This window comes from Azospirillum sp. P4_B5 (genome assembly GCF_056402275.1).
The window spans coordinates 1-20,937 of sequence record NZ_JBFUHT010000070.1; the positions used below are offsets into that span (position 1 = coordinate 1).

At 65.5% G+C, this 20,937-nt stretch carries 22 protein-coding genes and 1 pseudogene; 13 read left to right on the top strand and 10 right to left on the bottom strand.

Translation table 11 applies throughout. The annotated features are described in order from the left end of the window. Positions 1-61: 61 nt before the first annotated feature. The gene (locus tag AC1DVI_RS30180) at positions 62-775 is read left to right on the top strand and encodes an IS6 family transposase (RefSeq protein WP_476961105.1); all 714 of its coding nucleotides are present in this window, start codon (positions 62-64) and stop codon (positions 773-775) included. 150 nt (positions 776-925) lie between these two features. On the opposite strand, the gene AC1DVI_RS30185 is transcribed toward AC1DVI_RS30180, so the two are convergent. After that, a protein-coding gene (locus AC1DVI_RS30185; protein ID WP_476961106.1) for an IS3 family transposase occupies positions 926-2,064 on the bottom strand; the annotation gives its coding sequence in 2 pieces (ribosomal slippage) (positions 926-1,809 and positions 1,809-2,064; 1,140 coding nt in all). A 151-nt stretch (positions 2,065-2,215) separates the two neighbouring features. Between AC1DVI_RS30185 and AC1DVI_RS30190 the strand changes: the two genes are divergently transcribed. After that, positions 2,216-3,169: an ATP-binding response regulator gene (locus AC1DVI_RS30190; protein ID WP_476961107.1), complete on the top strand. Its 954-nt coding sequence runs from the start codon at positions 2,216-2,218 to the stop codon at positions 3,167-3,169. Between the two features lie 206 nt (positions 3,170-3,375). After that, positions 3,376-3,666, top strand: coding sequence for a hypothetical protein (locus AC1DVI_RS30195; RefSeq protein ID WP_476961124.1), 291 nt, complete (start codon positions 3,376-3,378; stop codon positions 3,664-3,666). Here AC1DVI_RS30195 and AC1DVI_RS30200 read toward each other — a convergent pair. Beyond that, the gene (locus AC1DVI_RS30200) at positions 3,623-4,885 is read right to left on the bottom strand and encodes a GAF domain-containing sensor histidine kinase (protein WP_476961108.1); all 1,263 of its coding nucleotides are present in this window, start codon (positions 4,883-4,885) and stop codon (positions 3,623-3,625) included. The two genes, AC1DVI_RS30195 and AC1DVI_RS30200, sit on opposite strands and share 44 nt — an antisense overlap. 240 nt (positions 4,886-5,125) lie before the next feature. Between AC1DVI_RS30200 and hmpA the strand changes: the two genes are divergently transcribed. Then, positions 5,126-6,352: an NO-inducible flavohemoprotein gene (gene hmpA, locus AC1DVI_RS30205; protein ID WP_476961109.1), complete on the top strand. Its 1,227-nt coding sequence runs from the start codon at positions 5,126-5,128 to the stop codon at positions 6,350-6,352. Then, positions 6,342-6,743 (top strand): hypothetical protein, encoded by a 402-nt coding sequence (locus AC1DVI_RS30210; RefSeq protein WP_476961110.1) that lies wholly within the window; start codon positions 6,342-6,344, stop codon positions 6,741-6,743. Before hmpA ends, AC1DVI_RS30210 begins: the two co-directional genes overlap by 11 nt. Before the next feature lie 157 nt (positions 6,744-6,900). Here AC1DVI_RS30210 and AC1DVI_RS30215 read toward each other — a convergent pair whose 3' ends face one another. The 6 genes from AC1DVI_RS30215 to AC1DVI_RS30240 all read right to left on the bottom strand — a co-directional run bounded on the left by AC1DVI_RS30215 (position 6,901) and on the right by AC1DVI_RS30240 (position 12,568). Continuing rightward, positions 6,901-7,179 carry a DUF6522 family protein gene (locus tag AC1DVI_RS30215; RefSeq protein ID WP_476961111.1) on the bottom strand — a complete coding sequence of 93 codons (279 nt, stop codon included), beginning with the start codon at positions 7,177-7,179 and terminating at the stop codon, positions 6,901-6,903. Positions 7,180-7,319: 140 nt separating this feature from the next. After that, positions 7,320-7,994, bottom strand: coding sequence for a DUF4142 domain-containing protein (locus AC1DVI_RS30220; protein WP_476961112.1), 675 nt, complete (start codon positions 7,992-7,994; stop codon positions 7,320-7,322). A 23-nt stretch (positions 7,995-8,017) separates the two neighbouring features. Continuing rightward, entirely contained in the window at positions 8,018-9,931 is a 1,914-nt protein-coding gene (locus AC1DVI_RS30225; protein WP_476961113.1) for a nitric oxide reductase activation protein NorD, read from the bottom strand. Positions 9,932-9,935: 4 nt separating this feature from the next. Beyond that, positions 9,936-10,751 carry an AAA family ATPase gene (locus AC1DVI_RS30230; RefSeq protein ID WP_476961114.1) on the bottom strand — a complete coding sequence of 272 codons (816 nt, stop codon included), beginning with the start codon at positions 10,749-10,751 and terminating at the stop codon, positions 9,936-9,938. Then, complete coding sequence (locus AC1DVI_RS30235; RefSeq protein ID WP_476961115.1) at positions 10,751-12,100, bottom strand: cbb3-type cytochrome c oxidase subunit I; 1,350 nt, start codon at positions 12,098-12,100, stop codon at positions 10,751-10,753. Before AC1DVI_RS30235 ends, AC1DVI_RS30230 begins: the two co-directional genes overlap by 1 nt. Before the next feature lie 15 nt (positions 12,101-12,115). Then, entirely contained in the window at positions 12,116-12,568 is a 453-nt protein-coding gene (locus AC1DVI_RS30240; protein ID WP_109069058.1) for a c-type cytochrome, read from the bottom strand. 480 nt (positions 12,569-13,048) lie between these two features. Between AC1DVI_RS30240 and AC1DVI_RS30245 the strand changes: the two genes are divergently transcribed. From AC1DVI_RS30245 to AC1DVI_RS30260, 4 genes are all read left to right on the top strand, one after another. Continuing rightward, a complete protein-coding gene (locus tag AC1DVI_RS30245) occupies positions 13,049-13,996 on the top strand; it encodes a multicopper oxidase domain-containing protein (RefSeq protein WP_476961116.1) in 948 nt (315 codons plus the stop codon). Further along, positions 13,978-14,112: a hypothetical protein gene (locus tag AC1DVI_RS30250; protein ID WP_476961117.1), complete on the top strand. Its 135-nt coding sequence runs from the start codon at positions 13,978-13,980 to the stop codon at positions 14,110-14,112. The genes AC1DVI_RS30245 and AC1DVI_RS30250 overlap by 19 nt, the downstream gene beginning before the upstream one ends. 146 nt (positions 14,113-14,258) lie before the next feature. Next, on the top strand, positions 14,259-14,885 hold the full coding sequence (locus AC1DVI_RS30255) for an FmdE family protein (protein ID WP_476961118.1): 627 nt from the start codon (positions 14,259-14,261) through the stop codon (positions 14,883-14,885). A 23-nt stretch (positions 14,886-14,908) separates the two neighbouring features. Then, the gene (locus tag AC1DVI_RS30260; RefSeq protein WP_476961119.1) at positions 14,909-15,454 is read left to right on the top strand and encodes a hemerythrin domain-containing protein; all 546 of its coding nucleotides are present in this window, start codon (positions 14,909-14,911) and stop codon (positions 15,452-15,454) included. A 58-nt stretch (positions 15,455-15,512) separates the two neighbouring features. On the opposite strand, the gene AC1DVI_RS30265 is transcribed toward AC1DVI_RS30260, so the two are convergent. Further along, complete coding sequence (locus AC1DVI_RS30265; protein ID WP_476961120.1) at positions 15,513-15,680, bottom strand: hypothetical protein; 168 nt, start codon at positions 15,678-15,680, stop codon at positions 15,513-15,515. A 129-nt stretch (positions 15,681-15,809) separates the two neighbouring features. Next, positions 15,810-16,691: a LysR family transcriptional regulator gene (locus tag AC1DVI_RS30270; RefSeq protein ID WP_476961121.1), complete on the bottom strand. Its 882-nt coding sequence runs from the start codon at positions 16,689-16,691 to the stop codon at positions 15,810-15,812. Between the two features lie 363 nt (positions 16,692-17,054). On the opposite strand from AC1DVI_RS30270, the gene ccoN reads away from it, so the two are divergent. From ccoN to AC1DVI_RS30290, 4 genes and pseudogenes are all read left to right on the top strand, one after another. Further along, positions 17,055-18,464 carry a cytochrome-c oxidase, cbb3-type subunit I gene (gene ccoN / locus AC1DVI_RS30275; RefSeq protein WP_476961125.1) on the top strand — a complete coding sequence of 470 codons (1,410 nt, stop codon included), beginning with the start codon at positions 17,055-17,057 and terminating at the stop codon, positions 18,462-18,464. Positions 18,465-18,534: 70 nt separating this feature from the next. After that, entirely contained in the window at positions 18,535-19,716 is a 1,182-nt protein-coding gene (metB, locus tag AC1DVI_RS30280) for a cystathionine gamma-synthase (RefSeq protein WP_476961122.1), read from the top strand. Between the two features lie 184 nt (positions 19,717-19,900). Beyond that, positions 19,901-20,209, top strand: a complete 309-nt coding sequence (locus AC1DVI_RS30285) for a helix-turn-helix domain-containing protein (protein WP_476961123.1) — start codon at positions 19,901-19,903, stop codon at positions 20,207-20,209. A gap of 8 nt (positions 20,210-20,217) precedes the next feature. Then, a pseudogene (locus tag AC1DVI_RS30290) lies at positions 20,218-20,745 on the top strand (IS630 family transposase); the annotation flags it as partial. Positions 20,746-20,937 lie beyond the last annotated feature (192 nt).

Here is a 20,937-nt window from a genome sequence, read left to right on the forward strand (position 1 = left end):
GGGCATCGTCACATAAACTGCGGGGCTGGCGAGCCGGAGGTGCGCCGGGCATGGTAGCGGGATGAGACGCGAGCCCGATCCCCACTACCGCCACCGCTTCCCAGCCGAGCTGATCGCGCACGCAGTTTGGCTGTACCACACGTTCCCGCTCAGCTTCCGCGATGTCGAACTGCTCCTGGCCGAGCGCGGTGTCGAGGTCTCCTACGAGACGGTTCGGCGCTGGTGTCGCAAGTTCGCCCAGACCTTTGCCAACCGGCTGCGCCGTCGGCGCCCACGGCCCGGCGATCGTTGGCACTTGGACGAAGTGTTCATCAGGATCAATGGAGTGCAGCACTATCTTTGGCGCGCCGTCGATCAGCACGGCTCGGTGCTCGATATCCTGGTGCAGAGCCGGCGTAACACCAAGGCCGCCAAGCGATTCTTCAAGAAGCTGCTGAGGGGCTTGCGCTATGTCCCACGTGTCGTCGTCACCGACAAGCTCAGGTCCTATGCCGCCGCCAAGGCCAAGATCATCCCCGGTGTCGAGCACCGGCAAAGTCGGCGTCTCAACAACCGGGCTGAGAATTCACACCAGCCGACCCGCCAACGCGAGCGGCGGATGAAGCGCTTTACGTCACCGCGCCAAGCCCAGCAATTCCTCTCCGCCCATGGCCCCATACACCAGCACTCCCACCCACGTCGACATCGCATGAGCGCCGCTGAGTATCGCACTTACCGGGCTGACGCCTTCACCGTCTGGCAGCAGGAGACGTGCGTCCGCAAGGCTGCGTCGTAGCTGCCGTTGGGCGGCTGCAAGTCCCCTCTCCTTGCCTCGCTCAAGTTATGTGACGGGATCGTGTCCCAAGACGTGGTGTAGCTGAGGAGTGAGGTGGTCCCCGTTCCCCGGACAGTTTCGCGGCTTTGCTAAGCTTGGCTCAGGTCCGTGTCATGCCGCCAATCTGATCCCAACCGGGGCGCCCTGGTGGGCTTCGGCCGGGGTTCGGCCGCCGAGCGCAGAGTGCGGTCGGTCGGCGTTGTAATACTCGATCCACTGGCCGATACCAGCCCGCGCCTCGCTGCCCAACTCGAAGGCATGGAGGTAGACACACTCGTACTTCAGCGATCGCCAGAGCCGTTCGATGAACACGTTGTCCATCCAGCGGCCCCGCCCGTCCATCGACACCCGAGTGCCAGCCGCGGTCAAGAAGCCGGTGAAGCGCGGGCTGGTGAACTGGCTGCCCTGATCGGTGTTGAAGATCTCCGGGCGGCCGTGCCGCGCCATCGCCTCCTCCACCGCCTCCAGGCAGAACTCGACGTCCATGGTGTTCGACAGTCGCCACGCCAGCACCCGGCGTGTCGCCCAGTCCATCACGGCGACCAGGTACAGGAAGCCGCGGCGCATGGGAATGTACGTGATATCAGCGCACCACACCTGGTTCGGACGGTCGATGACCATGTCCCGCAGCAGGTACGGCCAGATTTTTTGCTCCGGATGAGGCACCGTCGTCTTTGGACGCTGGTAGACCGCCTGCAAGCCCATCCGCAGCATCAGACGGCGGACCCGCTTGCGGTTGACCTCCTGCCCCTGGCGCCGGAGATGACGGGTCATCTGCCGGCTGCCGTACCAGGGCGTCTCCAAAAACTGCGCGTCGATCCGCCGCATCAGCTCCAGGTTCTCGACCGGCTCGCCCTTCACCGGCTCGTAATAGCTGGAGCGGCTGAGCGACACCAGCGCGCACTGTCGCGTGATCGACAGGCGCGGATGCTCCGGCTCGATCAACTCCCGCCTCCGACCGATGCTCATCGACCGGAGGCCTTGCGCAAAAAATCGCGTTCCACGACCAGTTGCCCGATCATGGCGTGCAGCTTTTCCACCTCACCCTGATGGCTGGCCTCAGCAGCCTCCGCCTTGCCGGAGAACACCCCGGCCATCCCCTCGACGGCCTGCTTCTTCCAGGCGTTGATCAGCGTCTGATGCACCCCGTGCTTGGCCACGAGCTGCGACACCGTCAGTTCGCCCCGGATCGCCTCCAGCGCAACCTTCGCCTTGAACTCCGCCGAATACCGCTTCCGTTTCCCCGTCATCGGGTCCGTCCTTCCTGATGGGCGAACCAAGCTTATCCAACTGTCCGGGGAACGGGGACCACCTCAGAGAACCGGCCCGCCTACGCCAGCTCTGGGGGCGCTTCGGCGGGCCGGTTCTCCTCAGCTACACCACGTCTTGGGACACGATCCCTTGGACACGTTGAAGGCCCTGCTCGACAGCCTGCTCGACGTTTCTCGCTTGGATGTCGGAACGATTGCGCCTCAGGTCCGTGACATGCCGCTTGCGTCGCTGCTGGATGAGATGCGAGCCGCTTATTCACCGATCGCGGCGAGCAAGGGTCTGGAACTCCATGTCACCGACCCCGGACCAACTCTGGCGGTGCGAAGCGATCCGGTGCTGCTCGGTCGCATAGTGCGCAATCTGGTCGAGAATGCTTTGCGCTACACCCCTGAAGGCTATGTGCGGGTCGTCTGCGACATCGCTCCCGACCGCGTGAGCATCCAGGTTCACGACAGTGGAATCGGCATATCCGCCGAGCAGATGGGTCGGGTGTTCGAAGAGTTCCATCAGGTCAACAACCCGGAACGCGACCGGAGCCAAGGGTTGGGCCTGGGGCTTGCCATCGTGCAGCGGCTCTCCCAACTGCTTGATCACCCGGTGACCGTACGCTCCGAACCGGGGCGTGGATCGACCTTTGCGGTCGATGTCCCCCTTGCGGGCGCCGCGGGGACAAGTCCGCCCCGGCCCAAGCCGGTTGTAACGGCCGACGGGCAACGGCGTTTGGCTGTTCTGATCGATGACGACGTGATCGTGCTCTCCGGGTTGCGGACATTGTTCATGGAGTGGGGCTACGAGGTCGTCATCGCCGGGTCCGCGGCGCAGGCTCTCGAAGGTCTGCGAGGCATGCCGCGTGCGCCGGACCTTGTCGTCGCGGATTACCGACTGCGAGGAGGCGAAGTCGGAACGGACGCCGTCGCCTCCATCCGCGCACAGGCTGGCCATCCGATACCCGGCATCATTCTGACCGGGGATATGGGGTCTGACAGCGAACGTGACGCAACGGACCTTGGCGTGACATTCCTCTGCAAACCCGTCGCCTCCAATCAACTCCTTGCCGTCGTGCAGGAGCTTCTCGGCAGCTGACCTGCCCTCATCGCTGAGTTGGTTCGGTCCGCACCGGGTTCGGCAAAGGCCGTCCTGCTCGTATCATGCCGTTGTGGAAACGCCTTCGCTTTGAGCACGCCAAGGGCATGCCCATCGATCGTGCCGCCAAGCGCGTTCTGGGAATATCCTAACGGCCTTTCCGCGTGGCCATTCCACTGGAAGCGCGCATTGTCGCGGTCGCCGACGTGCTCGACGCGCTCACGTCGGAACGTCCCTACAAGGGAGCGTGGACGAACGAGGCCGCGGCGGCTTTCCTCTGGGAGCAGGCGGCCCGGAAGTTTCAATCCGGACTGCGTCGCGGCTCTCCTTGCAGACATGAGCGCTATCGCGGCCATCCAGCAGCATTTCTGCGATACCCCCTCGAGCGGGTTCGTGGCTGGCCGCTGACGCTGGTCACGGTGCCCCCTCGGGCAAGGGCTCTCGCTCGCCCGCCTATGGACGTGCGACAGAACCAGCCACTGGCAGGGCGACGCTGATCGTTGTTCCCGCCCCTGGGCGGGACTCCACCGTGATAGGATAGCCGAGGTGATCCGCCAGCGTCTTCACGATGAACAGGCCAAGGCCCAGGCCAACGACCTCATCTCCGGCTTCGATGCGGTAGAACTCCTCGAAAATGTCGGCCAGGGAACTCTCCGGGATGCCTCGGCCGGTATCGCAGACGTCGACCCATACCTTGCCGCCGGCAGTGCGGCACACAATTCGGATTTCCCCGTGGTCGGTGTACTTGATGGCGTTGTCGACGAGGTTGTGGAGAATGCGCGACGCAAGCAGCCGGTCCGTGCGCACCGTCACCCCTCTGCCACTCCCTTCCATGCGCCAGTCGAGCCCCTTGGCTGCGGCGGCCAGTTGGAACGTCGCTGTGGCGTGCGTCATCAGATCGTCCAACGGGACGTCTTCGATCCGGACGGCGATCGTGCCGTCGTCCATCCCCACCAGATCCTGCACGCCATCCATCAGTCGCTTCACCACGCCCAGGCAGTGCTTCATCGTCGACACGTAGATTTCCCCGCGGTCTGTGACCCGGGACGAAAGGGCGTGGGAGTCGAGGGTCAGGGCATGGACCGGTTGGCGCAAGTCATGGTTCAACGTCGCAAGGAGCCGGGTGCGCGCCGTGTTGGCCCGCGCCAGTTCCTTGGCCTGCGTCCGTGCGGCTTCGGCCGCCTCCTGCAAGGATTCAAGCAGGCGGACGTTGGACAGCGCCAGGGCCGCCGATCGGGCGATCGCCAACAGGAGGGTGACGGTGCCCGTGTCGGGCGTGTGCCGCGCTGCCCAGTAAGCACCAATGGCGGCGATGGGCTCTGGCGCGCCGACCGGCACCATCACGAGGCTCCGCACGAAGGTGGGGCGATAGGCTTCGTGTGGAATGCGCGGATCGGCGTAGATGTCCGGAATGACCGCCGGTTGCCCGGTCAGCATGGCCCAGCCCGAGATGCACGTGCCCATGGGAAACCGCTGCCCCTTCCACAGCGGGCTGATCGCGTTCTCCTCAACGTAATGGCACAGGTCGCCATCGCGCAGCACGATGGTGACGCCGTCGGAGCCGGTCAGGCGGCGCGCGGCCGTCCGGAGGATGGAGACCACGGCCGGCAGGTCATGGGCAAAGAACAGGCGTTCGTTGAGATCGACGAGCGCCGTCAGATGGTCGGCATCGCGCAGGGCGGACGGTTGCAGGGCATCGGTATCGGCAGCGGGCATCAGCCACGGTTCCCAGGCGGTTCGTCACGCCAACAGTCCTTGGCGTGAAGAAGCGGACGAGCGCTTCGTAGACCGAAATATAGCGCATGGAAGCCGCTTCCGCAGCAGGAACTCCAGCGCCGTTGACGGCCTATGCCTGGGCAATCGTAACCTTTTGAGGTCGGCCCGGTTCTGGGGAAACCGCCGGAACCGGTTGAATTGGCGGAGGGTTGAATCGCCATGGCAGCACGGAGACAATTCATGGCGGAGGCTCTCAGCAACCGAACCATCGACATCGTCAAGGCCACGGTTCCCGCCCTGGAGAAAGGCGGCACCGCGGTCACCGACCGCATGTATCAGCGATTGTTCCGCACCCCGGAAATCCGCGACCTGTTCAATCAATCCCATCATGGCGAGACCGGGTCGCAGTCCAAGGCGCTGACGGCGGCGATCATCGCCTATGGCCGCAACATCGACAATCTGGGTGTGCTGGCCTCGCGGGTGGAGCGGATCACGCAGAAGCATGTCGGGCTGAACATCCTGCCCGAACATTACCCCTATGTCGCCGATGCCCTGCTGGGCGCAATCAAGGACGTGCTGGGCGACGCCGCGACCGACGAGGTTCTCGACGCCTGGGGCGAGGCCTATTGGTTTCTGGCGGACGTGCTCAAAGCGCGGGAGGCCAGCGTCTACGCCGGGCTCGCCGCGGCGCCGGGCGGATGGAACGGCTGGCGCGACTTCACGGTGGAGAGCATGACGCCGGAGAGCGACATCATCCGCTCCTTCATCCTGGTTCCGGCAGACGGGCGCGGTGTGATCCGCCACCGCCCCGGTCAGTATCTGACCTTTGCGCTGGATGTGCCGGGAGCCGGTGTGCTGAAGCGCAACTATTCCATCTCCTCCGCTCCGGATTCCCGGTCCTACCGCATCAGCGTCAAGCGGGAGGAGGGCTCGGGCAGGCCGGCGGGGCTGGCATCCAACTGGCTGCACGATCACGCCAAGCCGGGCACGGTGCTGAAGGTGGCGCCCCCGGCCGGCGAATTCTTCCTCGACGAGGCTTCCGCCGGGCCGGTCGTGCTGCTGAGCGGTGGGGTGGGGTTGACCCCGATGATGAGCATGCTGGAGAGCATTGCCGGTTCCGGCGATGGCCGGCCGACTTGGTACATCCACGGCGCCGAAAACGGCCGTGTTCACGCGATGCGCGATCATTCCCGGGCACTGGCCGCTCAGGCTCGCAACATCACGCTGCGCACCTATTACAACGCCCCTGACCCGGCCGACGTTCAGGGGCGCGACTACGATGAGCGAGGTTTCATCAGCATGGATTGGATCGTGGCCAACACCCCGACGCAGGAGGCGGCCTACTATCTGTGTGGCCCTCGACCGTTCCTGCGCGCTATGGTCGGCGGCCTCGCCGGCCGGGGCGTGCCATTGGGCAGCATCCATTACGAGTTCTTTGGCCCAGCGGACGAACTGCTTGCCGTATGAGGTTTCAGGGCGTGCGCCGATTCAGTTCAGGGCGAACGTCAAGGGCGCGGCGCATGCTGCCTTCCAATTGCCACCATGCGCCTTTGCTCTGCAGGGAGTCACTGTAATGCCTCGAAATCCACGGCGCTCCGCTTTCTTGCAGAAGCATAATCTGGTGTCATTCCTATTGACCCATCTGGCGATTGGGGTCGTGGCCGGCGTTGTCGTTTGCCTCGGCCTTCTCGCGCTGGATGTCGCCAGTCTCCGTACACTGCTCCTTGGCTCCGACTACCGGCTGATCGGTTTCATCCTGCTCTTCGGCTCGGTTTGCGGAACGTTCGGCGGTGTGGCGATGGCTGTCGCCGTGATGAATCTGGGCGACTGGTCCGATCACCCGGATCGGGATTACTGACCCACCCCTGGCATCGTCAGGGGACGACCGCCGTGAAGCCGGCGACGGTCGGGTTGCCGTGTGGGGTTGAACAGAGGCCCTTGATCGATGGACCCGTCGTCCGGGCTCACGCCGCTCACATGGCCGCGCTCTTCGCGCCCTCCCATCCACCTCGACCTCATGCAACATGAAGTGCACGGCCCTGCGCGTCCAGAACCAGCACAGATTGCCGTGCCCGGTAGCGGAAGGTCACCCGCCTGCGACCATGGTCCACACCCGTTCCCTGTTCATGAACCTGATGGACCATGCCCTTCTTCAGTTCTTCCATGAAGGCGCCCGGTTCGAGGCCGAGGAGCGACCCCACGATCGCGGCGTCAAACACGAGATCTCCAGCTCCGTCCACCTCGGCAACCTGGGTTCCGAGCAGCGCTGTAGGCTGTGGTTGCGTTTCCGTCATGTCCGCCTCGCTTGTCCTTGGAATGATGACCGAAGGGGATCATGACGTGAAGCGTTGTCGCCGTCTTTGCCCAGGGGCAAACGCACGAAAACTGCCCGTTGAGGCCGGCGGCGCACCGTTCGCCATGGCGGCCGCCGGCCTCAACGGGCTTTGGTCGGATCGCCATACTGGACCGGCTGGCCCGTGGCCGGAGCGCTGATCCCGAAGCGGCCGGCCATCTGCCGCAGGGCGTCGCGGTCCTTCTGGATGGACACCAGACTGGTGATCGCGAAGGTGGCAAGCTCGCGGTCCGGCGTGTTCGACGCCTCGGTCTGGTAGAGGTCGACGATGCGGGCATGAATGCGAAGCTGCGCCTCAATGTAGCCCTTGGCGAAGGCGTCGCCCGACGCCCCGGACAGCGCCTTGACGGCGTCCTGCGTCATGCCCTCCTGGGCGTTTGCCGGGTTGGTCACCGCCCCGGCGGCGCCGAAGGCGTCGGCGCGTTCCGGCTTCAACTGGTCGTCCGGCGGCAGGGGGCGGGCCGACGAGAGCCGCTTCAGGGACTCACCCAAGGTGGCGTGGGTTTCCGTGATTCCTTTGGCCAGGCTCTTGAACGCGTCGTCCGCCCCCTTCTCCGCCGCGAGACGCCCGAGTTCCGCCTGCCCCTGGCTGGCCGCGGCCGCCTCCTTGAGGAAAAGCGCATCCTCGACGGGCAGGGACTGTCCCGGCTGCGGCGGCAGGCGGGGCGTGGTGTCCGGCCGGATGTTGACCTGCGCCCAGGGAGAGCCGGACACCAAGACGGCTCCGAGGATGGCGGCAAGGATGATCCTGAGCATGATGCCTCCTGTTTCTTGAGCGTTCAGCCGGTCAGCTGGCGGTAGATGGCGGGAAGCGCTGTCGGCAGGCGGGCGGCGTGCGGGAAGATGGCGTAGGCGCCGGGGCCGAAGATGTAGGGCAGGTAGTCGCGCCCCTTCTCGTCCACCGTGACGCCGAACAGCCGCAGTCCGGCGCGGCGCGCCTCCTGCACCGCCACGCGCGTGTCCTCGATGGCGTAGCGGCCTTCGTAATGGTCCGTGTCGTTCGGTTTGCCGTCCGTCAGCACCAGAAGTAGCCGGTGTGTGTGCGGGCGGTCCTTGAGAAGGGCCGTCGCGTGGCGCAACGCCGCTCCCATGCGTGTGTAGCTGCCCGGCTTGAGCGCCTGGATGCGACGCCCGACGCGGGCGTCCAACCGCTCCTCGAAGTCCTTTACGGTGCGTATGTCCACTCGGTGGCGCCGGTGCGAGGTGAAAGTGAGGATGGCGTGCTCGTCGCCGCAGGCGGTCAGCCCGTGCGTCAACGCCAGCAGAGCCTCCTTCTCGACGTCGAGCACGCGCCGCTCCTCGATGTAGCTGTCGGTGGACAGCGAGACGTCGACCAGCACGCACACCGACAGGTCACGGGCGACGTTGCGCACCGCCGTGTAGACCCGATCCGAGCCGATGCCGCCCGCGCGCCGGTCGGCGACCGAGCGGACCAGAGCCGACAGGTCGAGTTCATCACCGTCGGGCTGCCCGGTCATCACCTGCCGGCGTGGCCGCATCGCCTCGAACTGGCGGCGGACCAGCCGGATGCGGCGCAGCGCGTTGTCGTCGGGCAGCCACTCCTCCCCCTCCAGCGTGGCCGGCTCGGCGATCACGCGGCAATGGTCGGAATGATAGAGACGGCGTTTCCAGTCCCACTCGGGATAGGTGATTTCCGCCCGCAATGGCGCGACGTCAGCTTCCTCGGAAGCCAGATCGAGGTCGAGCTTGAGCTTGGTCGACGCCTTGCGCTCGTGCTGACCCACCGAGATCTCGTCCAGGTCCTCCGCGGCCTTGCGGGCGCTTTCCTCGTCGTCGTCCTCAACCTTGCGATTGAGATTGACCATCTCCGCCAGCCCGAGAATCTTCTCGAAGCGGTTTAGCATCAGCGGGTCGTCGCGCCGGGTCTGGTCGTTGTCGCGGCGCTTGGCCCTGCGGCGCTTGCCGTCGCCTTCGGCCCCGGCGCCGCTCTCCTCATCCGTCTCGGGGGAAGCGGCGCCCTCCGGTGGTGCGGACACCTCGCCCCACAGCGGCACCGGCAGGAAGGGCCGATAGCCGGAGGCGGCGCGGAAGCGGTCGAGCGGGACCGTCGCGTCGGTGACCGCGGCCAGCAGGTCCGAATCGGCTGGGCCGCCGCTGCCGATGAGCGTTCCGACGAGTGCCTCGACGGCGGCCTCCTGTCCGGGCAGCCGCCGTTTGGGCCGGGCCGCGCGCATGGCTTGGCAGAGCCGGACGTGCAGCGGGCGCAGACCCGGCCATTCATCGAGCGCCCGTTGCGTGGCCCGACGGGCCGAACGCAGGCGGACGAGGTCGGCTTGCAGCGGGTCGTCGGGCATCGCCGGAGGCGGTTCGGCCTGGACGAAAAAAATGGCGAGCCATTCGTAGAGCGCCGCGTTGTCCTCGCGGGAGGGGAAGACATCGACGCGGTCGGGAAGCTGGAGGGTGACGCCGTCGTAGCGGGCGCGTTCCAGCTTTTCCGTCCCGAGACCGAGACGCTGCTTCAGGCCGAGACGATGCCCGGACGTTTCGGCGGAGGTGCCGGCGATGCGCACGGCGCCGGGGCCGCCGAGCGCCCGGAACAGCACGCCGAGGCGCGCGCGCACCTCGTCGAGGCGGACCGCGGCGTTGGGATGACGCGGGTAGGACGCGGCGTCACCGACCAGACGGTGCCACAGGGCTCCGACGAACTCCTCGGGTTCCCAAATCGAGGCCATGCGATCATCCCAGCGTGAGTTCGGCGACCCGAAGCAGCGCCTTTTTGACCTCCGGATCGTCGGTGAGCGGTTCGATCATCGACGCCAGGATCGCCTCGTCGCGAGGCATGCCGTCGCGGATCAAGGAGGCGCAATACACCAACAGCCGGGTCGACACTCCTTCCTCAAGGTCCTGCCCCTTGAGCGCGCGTAGGGCGTTGCCCAGCCGCACCAGCGGAGCGACCCGGTCGGCGGGCAACCCGCTTTCCTGGGCGACGATCCCGGTTTCGGCATTGGGCTTCGGGAAGCCGAACTCTATGGCGACGAAGCGCTGGCGCGTGCTGGGTTTCAGCGACTTCAGGATGTTCTGGTAGCCGGGGTTGTAGGAGACGACCAGCATGAACGACGGCGGAGCCTCCAGCAGTTCGCCGGTGCGCTCCAGCGGCAACAGGCGGCGGTCGTCGGTCAGCGGGTGCAGCACCACGGTGACGTCCTTGCGCGCCTCGACCACCTCGTCGAGGTAGCAGATCGCGCCCTCACGCACGGCGCGGGTCAACGGGCCGTCGGTCCAGACCGTGTCGCCGCCCTTCAACAGGTAGCGGCCCGTCAGGTCGGCGGCGGTCAGGTCGTCGTGGCAGGACACCGTGTAGAGCGGGCGTCCCAGCCTTGCAGCCATGTGCGCGACGAAGCGGGTCTTGCCGCAGCCGGTTGGCCCCTTGAGCAGCAGCGGCAGCCGGTTGCGGTGGGCATGCTCGAACAACGCCACCTCGTTGCCGGTGGGGGCGTAGAAGGGGACGGCGCCGCCCGCCGTCCCATGCTGGCAGGACGCCTCCTCCGCCATCACTCGGCCGGCGCGACGGAGGGCTGGGTACGCGCGGGCACCCGCTCACGCGCCGGTCCGAACATCGCGTAGACGAACATGAGCACCGAGATGACCACGAAGATGCCGGAACCCAGGCGCATCCAGTAGAACAAGGCCAGCTGCTCCTGGACCTCCATGTAGGTCATGCCCAGCACGCGCTGCAGATGGACCTGCACGACGCCCGCGAAGGTCAGCGTGAAGGTCATGAAGGCCATGGCCGAGGTCATGATCCAGAAGCTCCACATGTTGAGCACTTGGTTGTAGGGCGCGCGGCCGCGCAGGGTCGGCAGGGCGTAGCTGATGATCGCGAGGTTCAGCATCACGTAGGCCCCGAAGAAGGCAAGGTGCCCGTGTGCCGCGGTGACCTGGGTGCCGTGGCTGTAGTAGTTGACCCAGGACAGCGTGTGCATGAAGCCCCACACGCCCGCGCCGAAGAAGGCCATCACCGGGGTGCCGAGCGTCCACAGGAAGGCGGCCTTGTTCGGATGGTCGCGCCGCCCCTTCCAGGCCATCGTGAAGGCGAACACGACCATGGCGAAGAAGGGCGCGACCTCCAGCGTGGAAAACAGCGAGCCGATCCACTGCCAATAACCCGGAGCGCCGATCCAGTAGTAATGATGACCGGTGCCCAGCAGGCCGGAGAACAGGGCGAGGCCGACGATGGCGTAGAGCCACTTCTCCACGACCTCGCGGTCGACGCCGGTCATCTTGATGACCAGGAAGGCGAGGACCGAGGCCATCACCAGTTCCCACACGCCCTCGACCCACAGATGGACGACGTACCACCAGTACAGCTTGTCCAGCGCGAGGTTGGTCGGGTTGTAGAAGGCGAACAGGAAGAAGACCGCGATCCCCCACAACCCGAGCAGGAGGACGTTGGTGATCGCCGTCCTGCGTCCTCTGATCACGGTCAGCGAGATGTTGTAGAGGAAGATCAACGCCGCGACGACGATGCCGATCTTCACCCACAGCGGCTGTTCGAGGAACTCGCGCCCCTCGTGGATGCCCAGCGTGTAGCCGATCACCGCGCCCAGCGCGCCGATCATCAGGATGGCCAATTGGGCGTAGGCGAGCGCCGGGCTCTCAATGTCGCGCTCCGCCTCCTCCGGGATCAGGTAGTAGGCCGAGCCGAAGAAGCCGAGCAGGAGCCACACGATCAGCGCGTTGGTGTGGATCATGCGCAGGATGTTGAAGGGCAGGATCTCGGACAGGAAGTTCGGCAGGACGTAGACGGTCCCGGCGAGCGAGCCGACCAGCACCTGGACGACGAACAGGGCCATCGCGCAGGCAAAGTACCAATAGGCGATGCGTTGGGTCGCGTATTTCATGCCATGCCTCCCCCTTCAGCCCGCTTGGTTCGGTGGCCAGCCTTGCGTGTCGATGCGGCTGGTCCATTCGAGAAAGTCGACGAGGTCGTTGAGCTCCGCGTCGGTCAGGTTGAATTGCGGCATCTGGCGGCGTCCCTCGACGCCGCTGGGTTGCGACTGCATCCAGGCGATCAGCGCTGTGCGCGCGCCTTCGGCGTCCTCGCGACCGCCGTAGCGGACCCAGACGTTGCCGAGTTCCGGGGCGAAGTAGGCGCCCTCACCAAGCAGCGAGTGGCAGTTGATGCAGGCGTTCCTCTCCCACACATGCTTGCCGCGTGCGACGCTCTCGGACAGCGTGGCCTCGTCCGTGCTGGTCGTTCGAATGTAGTAGTGGCTGTGAATCGTCAGGGCGACGAAGGTGACGAAGAAGAAGAGCGACCCGCCGTAGAAGATGTTGCGCGCCGCTGATTTCGTGAATCGCTCGGCCATCACCTCCCCCTGTTATCGTTACACGGTTAGGTTACGTGTCCAGGACCAGTGGAAGCGCAAACAGGACCGTTGGGCCAGTGCGGAAAAGGATAGGAAGGAGCGTCCGAGTGTCCTCGAACGCGGTTCTCGAAGCCGAAGGAAGCGGCATGGCGCGGTGTCCCTGTACGGCGGGATTGCACATTGAGCCGCGGCGGGATGTCGCAGGGCGTTAAGCCGGTGCCATGTTCCCAGCGGGACGGGCAATAGGCCGCCCGGTGGCCTCATCAGAGTTCACCTTGTGATTCGTGGTGATTCTCATAGTTATACGGCCCTTCGCCCCCGCGCTTCCGCACATTCTTTATTGCTGTTGTGATAAAAGCTGGCCAAATGTTGGAGGATTTGTGCATTGCGCTGGCTTCAAATTCTTGACGGTCGTCAAGTAATTGGGGTGTGAAATCTGGGACGTTGGCTTCGGAAGCAACACTCGCCCTGGATTGCATTATGAAAACCAAGAGCTTCCTCGCCACCGTCAGCGCCGCCGCCCTCATCGCCCTGTCGGGGATCGGCGCCGCATCGGCCACCACGCTGTACGCCGAACCGAAGGTCAAGGAGCCGGCGGTCGACATCGTCCAGGACCCCGCGGCGGTCCCGGCGCCGGAAGCGGCGGGCAAGCGCGCACCCAAGACCCACAACGTCGTGCTGACCACGACCGAGGTCGAAGCCAGGCTGGATGACGGCACGACCTACACTTACTGGACGTTCAACAACAAGGTCCCCGGCCCGATGGTCCGCGTCCGTGTCGGCGACACGGTGAACGTGTCCATGACGAACGCGCCCGGATCGGTCATGAACCATTCCATTGATTTCCACGCGGCCAGCGGTTTCCTTGGCGGCGGACAGATCACCCAGGCGGAGCCGGGCCAGACCAAGGAATTCTCGTTCAAGGCGATGGCGCCGGGCGTCTACGTCTATCACTGCGCTACGCCGATGGTCGCACAGCACATCGCCAAGGGCATGTTCGGCCTGATCGTGGTGGAGCCCGAAGGCGGCCTGCCGAAGGTCGACAAGGAATTCTATGTGATGCAGCAGGAAATCTACGCCACCAAGGCGAAGAACCTGCCGGCCGCGGAAGACGACTATGACGGCTTGGTCAACGAGAAGCCCGGCTATCTGGTGTTCAACGGCGCCGTGGGTGGGCTGGTGAAGGACAAGCCGCTGGAGGCCAGTGTGGGCGAAACCGTGCGCGTCTGGTTCGGTGTCGGCGGGCCGAACTTCACCTCGTCGTTCCATGTCATCGGCGAGATCTTCGATCGCGTCCACAACCTCGGTGACCTGGACACGCCGCCGCTAAAAACGTGCAGACGGTCTCGGTGGCGCCCGGCGGGGCGACGATGGTGGAGTTCAAGGTCGACTATCCGGGCAAGTACGCCTTGGTCGACCACGCTCTGAGCCGTGCCACCAAGGGGCTCATCGGCATTCTGGAGGTCGATGGCAAGGTGGACGACAGCATCATCCTCGACAAGAGCGGCGACTCCCGCAAGCAGCTCGGCGAGATGAAGCATTGATCCCACCCCGGTGGGATGCTCACGGGGAGGGTGGGGGTGAGACCCTGCCTTCCTCCGTTGGGCATTTCCCGTTTGCCGCCGGTGCTTGGCCGTTCCGTTTACGCGAGGACAAAGAGGCTCTTGCATCATCGTGGCACGATCCGGTCATGACCTTTCCATCCTTCTATGATGCGGCGCCGCGGCTCGTCGTGTTCGATCCGCTCGGCGCGTTCCTCGGCGCGGCCGAGGACGGCCTGCTTGAGTACGGCTATGCCGATGCGGTGCGGCTGGCCGGCCATTCTTGCCCGACCGTCGCGGGTGCTTACCTGATGACCGTACGGTCGCTGGAGCGTCTGTACCCCGATGAGGTGCCCGAACGCGGGGTCGTTGCAGTGTCTGTTCGCGAGGCCGCCGCCGAAGGCGTGGCGGGCGTGATGGCAAGCGTCGCCACGCTGCTGACCGGAGCGACGGAAAACACCGGCTTCAAGGGCATCGCTGGACGCTTCGACCGCCGGAACCTCCTGACCTTCGGGGTCGGCATTCAAGGGACGATGGCCTTCGTCCGCACGGACACGGGAGCGGGCGTGCAAGCGACGCTCGACAGCGGCGTCGTGCCGGTCGATCCGGCAATGCCCGGCCTTCTTCAGCGCCTGTTGTCCCACGCGGCATCCCCGGACGAAGCGGCACAGTTCCGCACCTTATGGCAGGAACGGGTCCGACGCATGCTGGTGGACCACGCCGACGATCCTCGGCTGGTCAGGCTAGCCGCCTGGAATGGCCGACCCGACGCGTGACCTCCTTTCAAACGGCTTCGAACATGCACACCGACAGCAAGACCGGCCAACTCCTGCACGACGATCATCACCGGACCATCGACCTTCTGAACGCGTTCGAAGCCTATCTCGAACGCACCGGGGAGGACGACATCCCGCATCTCGACGCGGACGGTCGCGGTCTGCTCGCCACCCTTGGCAAGGAGCTGGGCCAGGACCTTGAACGGCATTTCCTCCTGGAAGAGCAGTGGCTCTTCCGGCCCATCGCCGCCGTCGGCGCTTACGAGATGACGGCCGACCTGTCGACCGACCATGAAGCCCTGCGCCCGCTCGTCCGTCGGATCGCCCGGCTGTGCGCCCTGGCTCTGCGTGAGGGGTTCGATGAGGAAAGCTGGCCGGTCTTCCGCCATTTCGGGCAGCAGCTGATCGACGGCCTCGTTCTGCACATTCAAAAGGAAGAGACCGCACTGCTCGGCGCCGTCGACGCCGTGCTCACGCCGGCACAGGACGTCGCCCTTGCACGGGCTTACCGTTGTGGGGACGAGGTGCTTGGCGGCACGGATGAACGCGCATCATCTCCGCAGGTTTAGGGCGGGCATTCAGCGGCAGTTCTGTCGCGGCCAACGTGCGCCGGTGTTCCGAGCCGCATCAGGCCGGATTCATCGGCTCGGTGGGCGGGGCGGGGTTGTCCTCAGGTTCCGCCGGCGCGGCGGGCACGGGCTTGTCCTCCTGCTCGTCCGAAAGACGACCGAGGCAGGACCCGTCGGGGCGTGCGAAGGGTGACGAGGGCAGGGGCGCGGACCGCTGGGGCTTCACGGTGATTCCTCCTTTCCTGTCAGAACACCGTTCACGCCGCATCATCGCGACGGCGTGAAATCCTGCCGGTGAAGCGGCATCCAATTGCGGGCATGAGCCCCGCGCACCGACGCCGGTCGGAACGGGATTCTATTGGACGACGGCGCCTTGGTGAGAATTCCCTGTCACCTTGTCAGAGCCGAGGATGGCCCGCAGGCCTTCGAACGCGGCTTCGAGAACGCTGGCATCAGACTCCGCCGGGTGAACGGCGTAAATGGGCAAACTGAACGGGTGCGCTTCGGGAACGACTTCCCCCACCCCCTGGTCGAGCATGGGCTGGACTAGGCTCCGTGGGAAATGCCCGGTTCCCCCGCATTGCCTGACATAGTCCAGCCCGAGCGTGCCGACGCCGATCGACAAGGGTGTGGACAGAAGCTCCGGATTTCGCAAACGGATGCTGCGCTGGAACTCGTCGCTCCAGTCGATGAGGACGTAGTGGTCGCCACCGGCGCTCGGAGCGGGGCGAACCCTGACAAGGACCAAATCCTCCTCCAGCAGCAGGCGCACGGCGAGGCCCGGCACGGCGCGCGGCGAATAAAGGACCGCGAGATCGAGCGTCCCGTCGCGAAGGCGCTGGAGCAGATCGTCCGCCAACCCGACCTCGCACCGCAAGGCGATTTCTTCGGCATTCCGCCGCATCCAGGGAATCCAACGGTTCAGCATCCGGTTCCACAGACCGGCCTCGCTGCCGATGCGCAGCAGGGCGCGATGCCCGATGGGAAGCGCGGCCTCCTGCCGGGCCTGCTCCCAGAGGCGGAGCATGGCGATGGCGTGACGCTGGAACCGGACCCCGGCCGCGGTGAGCATCGCGCCGTTCTTGTTGCGCACGAACAATTGGCAACCGAGCTGATCCTCCAATTGCCGGATGCGCGTGCTGACCGTCGATTGCGTGACGTGCAGCCGCTCCGCCGCTGCGACGAAGCTTCCAGCCGTGGCCGCCTCAAGGAAAGTGCGGGCCGTTTCCATGTCCATGCGACGCCCCCACCGGGAATTGCATCGGCTATTCCGATGCAATCCATCGAATAAATTCGCTTTTGCTATGTGTAGGCGCGACCTAGGCTCTGCGCAACCGTGTTACGAGCCGTCGGGCAAGGCGCCTGTGATCCTCCCATTCCAAAACGGGACGGGAGTCCGCGCGCCCTGCGCCGGGGGCCCTGACCGGCCATCGCCGACCGGGCCGCCATGACGTCGGCCGTCCGGCCGTTCCCGCCTTGCGACGTCGACAGGGTCTTGCTCATGACCGATCTCGCGATCAGCACCACGCTTTCCATACCCGGGGCCGGACGGGCAGACGGCGACGCGGCCTCGTACGACGCCGGAGACGCCGCGGTGCGGATGTTCATCCAGGCATCCCTGTTCTGGTGTGTGGCCGGGCTGGCAATGGGCCTGTGGGTTGCCCTTCTGCTGGTCGCTCCGACGCTCAACCTCGGGCTGGAATGGACGAGCTTCGGCCGCGTCCGGCCGATCCACACCACTCTGATCGTCTATGCCTTCACCGGGAACGCGCTGATCGGTTCGTCCTTCTTCGTGGCGCAGCGGACCTGCCGAACCGCCCTGTGGGGAAGTCGCGAACTGCACCAGCTGCTCTTCGGGTGCTATCAGATCTTCGTTCTCCTGGCGGTGTCCGGCTACGTGATGGGTGCCACCCAGAGCAAGGAGTACGCGGAGTTCGAGTGGTACACCGACCTGTTCCTGCTCGGTGTGTGGCTGCTCTACGCGACGATCCTAGTCCGGACGATCCTGCAGCGGCGGGAGAAGCACATTTACGTGGCCCTGTGGTTCTACCTGTCCTTCGTCATCGTCGTTGGCATGGTGCACACGCTGAACAATCTGGCCGTGCCCGTCTCCTTCACCGGAGCGAAGAGCTATCCGCTGCTGTCCGGCGTGCAGGACGCGATGGTGCAGTGGTGGTTCGGGCACAACATCGTCGGCTTCTTCCTGACCGCCGGTGTCGTTGGCATGATGTATTATTTTGTGCCGAAACAGGCGGAGCGGCCGGTCTATTCGTACCGCCTGTCGATCGTGCACTTTTGGTCGCTGGTGTTCATCTACATCTGGGCCGGCCCGCACCACCTGCACTACACGGCTCTGCCGGACTGGGCGCAGACGCTGGGCATGACCTTCTCGGTCATGCTGTGGATGCCGTCCTGGGGCGGCATGATCAACGGCATCATGACCCTGTCGGGCGCCTGGGACAAGCTGCGCACCGACCCGGTCCTGCGCTTCCTCGTGACGTCGGTGGCCTTCTACGGCATGTCGACCTTCGAGGGTCCGCTGATGGCCATCAAGCCGGTCAACGCCCTGTCGCACTACACGGACTGGACCGTCGGCCATGTGCATTCCGGCGCGCTCGGCTGGGTGGCCTTCATGGTGTTCGGCTCCCTCTACCACCTCGTCCCGCGGCTCTGGGGGCGGGAGCGCCTGTACTCCGTGGCGCTGGTCAGCCTGCATTTCTGGACGGCGAGCGTGGGCATTCTGCTCTACATCGCCGCTATGTGGGTGTCGGGCATCATGCAGGGTCTGATGTGGCGCGCCTACGACACCCTTGGCTTTCTTCAATATTCGTTCGTCGAGACGGTCACGGCCACTCACCCCTTCCATGTCATCCGCGCAGCCGGCGGCGCCCTGTTTCTCGCGGGGGCGCTCATGATGGTCTACAATCTGGTGCGCACCATGCGGGGCGATGTGGCGAGCGAGTCCGGACGGACAAGCCGCGCCGCGGACCTTCGGGCGGCGGCGCGCTGACGCGGCGCCATCGGGCAGGCCAGGAGCGGTCGAACAGCCGGACCACGGCACGCAGCAGAGGATGCCGAGCATGGACAATGAAAAATCCCCGCAGACGATCGCCGCCGCCAACGGCATCGGGAGCGACGCGCAGTACGGCGCGGTGACGCCGCCGATCCACCTGTCGACCACCTACCGGTTTCCCGGCTTTGAGAAGCCCGGACCATACGACTATTCGCGAACGGCCAACCCGACGCGCGATCTGCTCGCCGATACCCTCGCCCAATTGGAGGGCGGGGCCGGTGCGGTGGTCACAGCCACCGGCATGGCCGCCGTCAGCCTGCTGCTGGCGACGCTTGACCCTGGCGACCTGGTAGTCGCTCCTCACGATTGCTACGGCGGAACCCATCGCCTGCTTTCGATGCGAGCGGCGAAGGGGCATTTCGACGTGGCGTTCGTCAATCTGAACGAGGCGGCAGGTTTCGCCGAGGCTCTTCGACACGGCCCGGCCCTCATCCTGATCGAAACCCCAAGCAATCCGCTGATGCGCATCACCGACATTGCGAAGCTGGCCGAACAAGGCAAAGCGGCGGGAGCAAAGATCGCCGTCGACAACACCTTCCTTTCGCCCGCGCTCCAGCAGCCGCTGGCGCTCGGGGCCGACTTCGTCATCCATTCAACGACCAAGTACCTCAACGGCCATTCCGACGTCGTGGGGGGAGCCGTCATCGCCGCGGACACGCGGGATCTGAATCACCTCAAGGATTGGGCGAACGCGATGGGCCTCACAGGGTCGCCCTTCGACGCGTACCTGACGTTGCGTGGCTTGAGAACGCTGTTCCCACGGCTGGAGCACCAGCAGCGCAGTGCTTTTGCGATGGCCGATTTTCTCGATCGTCATCCGTGCGTGGAGACCGTGCATTATCCAGGCCTGCCGTCTCACCCTGGCCACGCCATCGCGGAGCGCCAGCAGCGTGGCTACGGCGCCATGCTGAGCTTCAACATCAAAGGCGGAGCGGACGGCGCACGCCGTTTCGTGGAGGCGGTGAAAGTGTTCACGCTCGCCGAGTCCCTTGGCGGCATCGAAAGCCTCGTCGCTCATCCGGCGACGATGACGCACGCGAGCATGGGGATCGAGGCGCGGCGCGCAGCGGGCATTGACGACAGCCTGTTGCGCTTGTCCACCGGATTGGAAGGGGAACAAGACTTGCTCATGGATTTGGACCAAGCCCTGAGAACGGTCGCTCCGCTGCTTGGTCGCAATTCCGTGTAAGGGTTCCGTCAGGTGTCGCGCCATACATGAGTCGACGATGCCGAAGGGCTGGCGGGAGGCGCCATGAACTACGCGAGGCCGATCATATCGCGTAGCGCGGCGACCCTCTGATACGGACGGCGCGTGAAGGCTTCCATTGAGGCTGGCCCGCTTCACCTGATTTGGCATGGGCAGCAAGGTTCACTTGGTTCATCACCTTGCAGCCGATGAGCTGCATCGGCTGTACAAGGCCGCGACGGATGCGATGGAGCGGACGCATCTGCAGATCATCTGGCTGCTGACCAGCGGGCGCTCGGCCCAGTTCGTGGCCGAGGTGACGGGGTACACGCCGCGCTGGGTCAGCGTCATCGTGGGACGTTATAACGAGGCCGGGGTTGCGGGGCTGGGCGACCAGCGCCAGTTCAACCCCGGCGCTCGGCGGATGCGGAGCATCCGCCTGCCGCCGCAAGGGACGCCAGACCGCTGCTCGACGCAAGCCAACAGCGCCGCCTGAGGGATAACCTGGACGATCCGCCGCCCGACCGTGGCTTGTGGACGGGCCGCTCGGTCGCCCAATGGATCGCCGGCATGCTCGGGCGTCTGGTCTCCCCCCGGCGCGGCACCGATTATCTGGGCCGGCTCGGCTTCACCCGCCAAGTGCCGCGCCCCCGCCATGCCGAAGCCGATCCCTTGGCCCAAGAGGTCTTCAAGGCGCGGTTCCGCCGCCGTGTGCAGGCACTTCAGCAGAAGGATCCCGACACGCCTCTGGAGGTGTGGGCGATGGACGAGCATCGCGTCGGGCTGAAGCCGGTGCTCCGCCGGGTGTGGGCGCCGCGCGGCTGCCGCCCCATGGCCCGCGGCCACCAGCGCTTTGAGTGGATGTATCTCGTGGGCTTCGTGCGGCCGAGCACCGGACGGGTAGTCTGGTTCCTCACCGATGGCATTGATGCGCCCATGTTCGGGGCCATCTTGGACGCCTTTGCCCGCGAGGTTGGAGCTGGGCCCACCAAGCACGTGCTCATCGTTCTCGATGGCGCGGGCTGGCATGTCGCCAGCACGCTGGACATCCCGGAGGGCATCACGCTGGAATTCTTGGAGTTGCCCCGGCTCGGTGGACACCATCTGACTTGCGCAGGAGGTGTTGACCAATGCCGAAAACCCGCCCGCCTTATCCGCCGGAATTCCGGCAGCATATGGTCGAGTTGGTCCGCTCTGGACGCGATCCCACCGACCTCGCCCGTG

What these genes read in the sequence shown, in the direction of transcription:
- AC1DVI_RS30180 (WP_476961105.1), top strand. Translation starts at nt 62, where the DNA reads ATGAGACGCGAGCCCGATCCCCACTACCGCCACCGCTTCCCAGCCGAG.
- AC1DVI_RS30200 (WP_476961108.1), bottom strand. Translation starts at nt 4,885, where the DNA reads ATGCCCGCTGCCGATACCGATGCCCTGCAACCGTCCGCCCTGCGCGAT.
- hmpA (WP_476961109.1), top strand. Translation starts at nt 5,126, where the DNA reads ATGGCGGAGGCTCTCAGCAACCGAACCATCGACATCGTCAAGGCCACG.
- AC1DVI_RS30215 (WP_476961111.1), bottom strand. Translation starts at nt 7,179, where the DNA reads ATGACGGAAACGCAACCACAGCCTACAGCGCTGCTCGGAACCCAGGTT.
- AC1DVI_RS30220 (WP_476961112.1), bottom strand. Translation starts at nt 7,994, where the DNA reads ATGCTCAGGATCATCCTTGCCGCCATCCTCGGAGCCGTCTTGGTGTCC.
- AC1DVI_RS30225 (WP_476961113.1), bottom strand. Translation starts at nt 9,931, where the DNA reads ATGGCCTCGATTTGGGAACCCGAGGAGTTCGTCGGAGCCCTGTGGCAC.
- AC1DVI_RS30230 (WP_476961114.1), bottom strand. Translation starts at nt 10,751, where the DNA reads ATGGCGGAGGAGGCGTCCTGCCAGCATGGGACGGCGGGCGGCGCCGTC.
- AC1DVI_RS30235 (WP_476961115.1), bottom strand. Translation starts at nt 12,100, where the DNA reads ATGAAATACGCGACCCAACGCATCGCCTATTGGTACTTTGCCTGCGCG.
- AC1DVI_RS30240 (WP_109069058.1), bottom strand. Translation starts at nt 12,568, where the DNA reads ATGGCCGAGCGATTCACGAAATCAGCGGCGCGCAACATCTTCTACGGC.
- AC1DVI_RS30245 (WP_476961116.1), top strand. Translation starts at nt 13,049, where the DNA reads ATGAAAACCAAGAGCTTCCTCGCCACCGTCAGCGCCGCCGCCCTCATC.
- AC1DVI_RS30255 (WP_476961118.1), top strand. Translation starts at nt 14,259, where the DNA reads ATGACCTTTCCATCCTTCTATGATGCGGCGCCGCGGCTCGTCGTGTTC.
- AC1DVI_RS30260 (WP_476961119.1), top strand. Translation starts at nt 14,909, where the DNA reads ATGCACACCGACAGCAAGACCGGCCAACTCCTGCACGACGATCATCAC.
- AC1DVI_RS30270 (WP_476961121.1), bottom strand. Translation starts at nt 16,691, where the DNA reads ATGGACATGGAAACGGCCCGCACTTTCCTTGAGGCGGCCACGGCTGGA.
- ccoN (WP_476961125.1), top strand. Translation starts at nt 17,055, where the DNA reads ATGTTCATCCAGGCATCCCTGTTCTGGTGTGTGGCCGGGCTGGCAATG.
- metB (WP_476961122.1), top strand. Translation starts at nt 18,535, where the DNA reads ATGGACAATGAAAAATCCCCGCAGACGATCGCCGCCGCCAACGGCATC.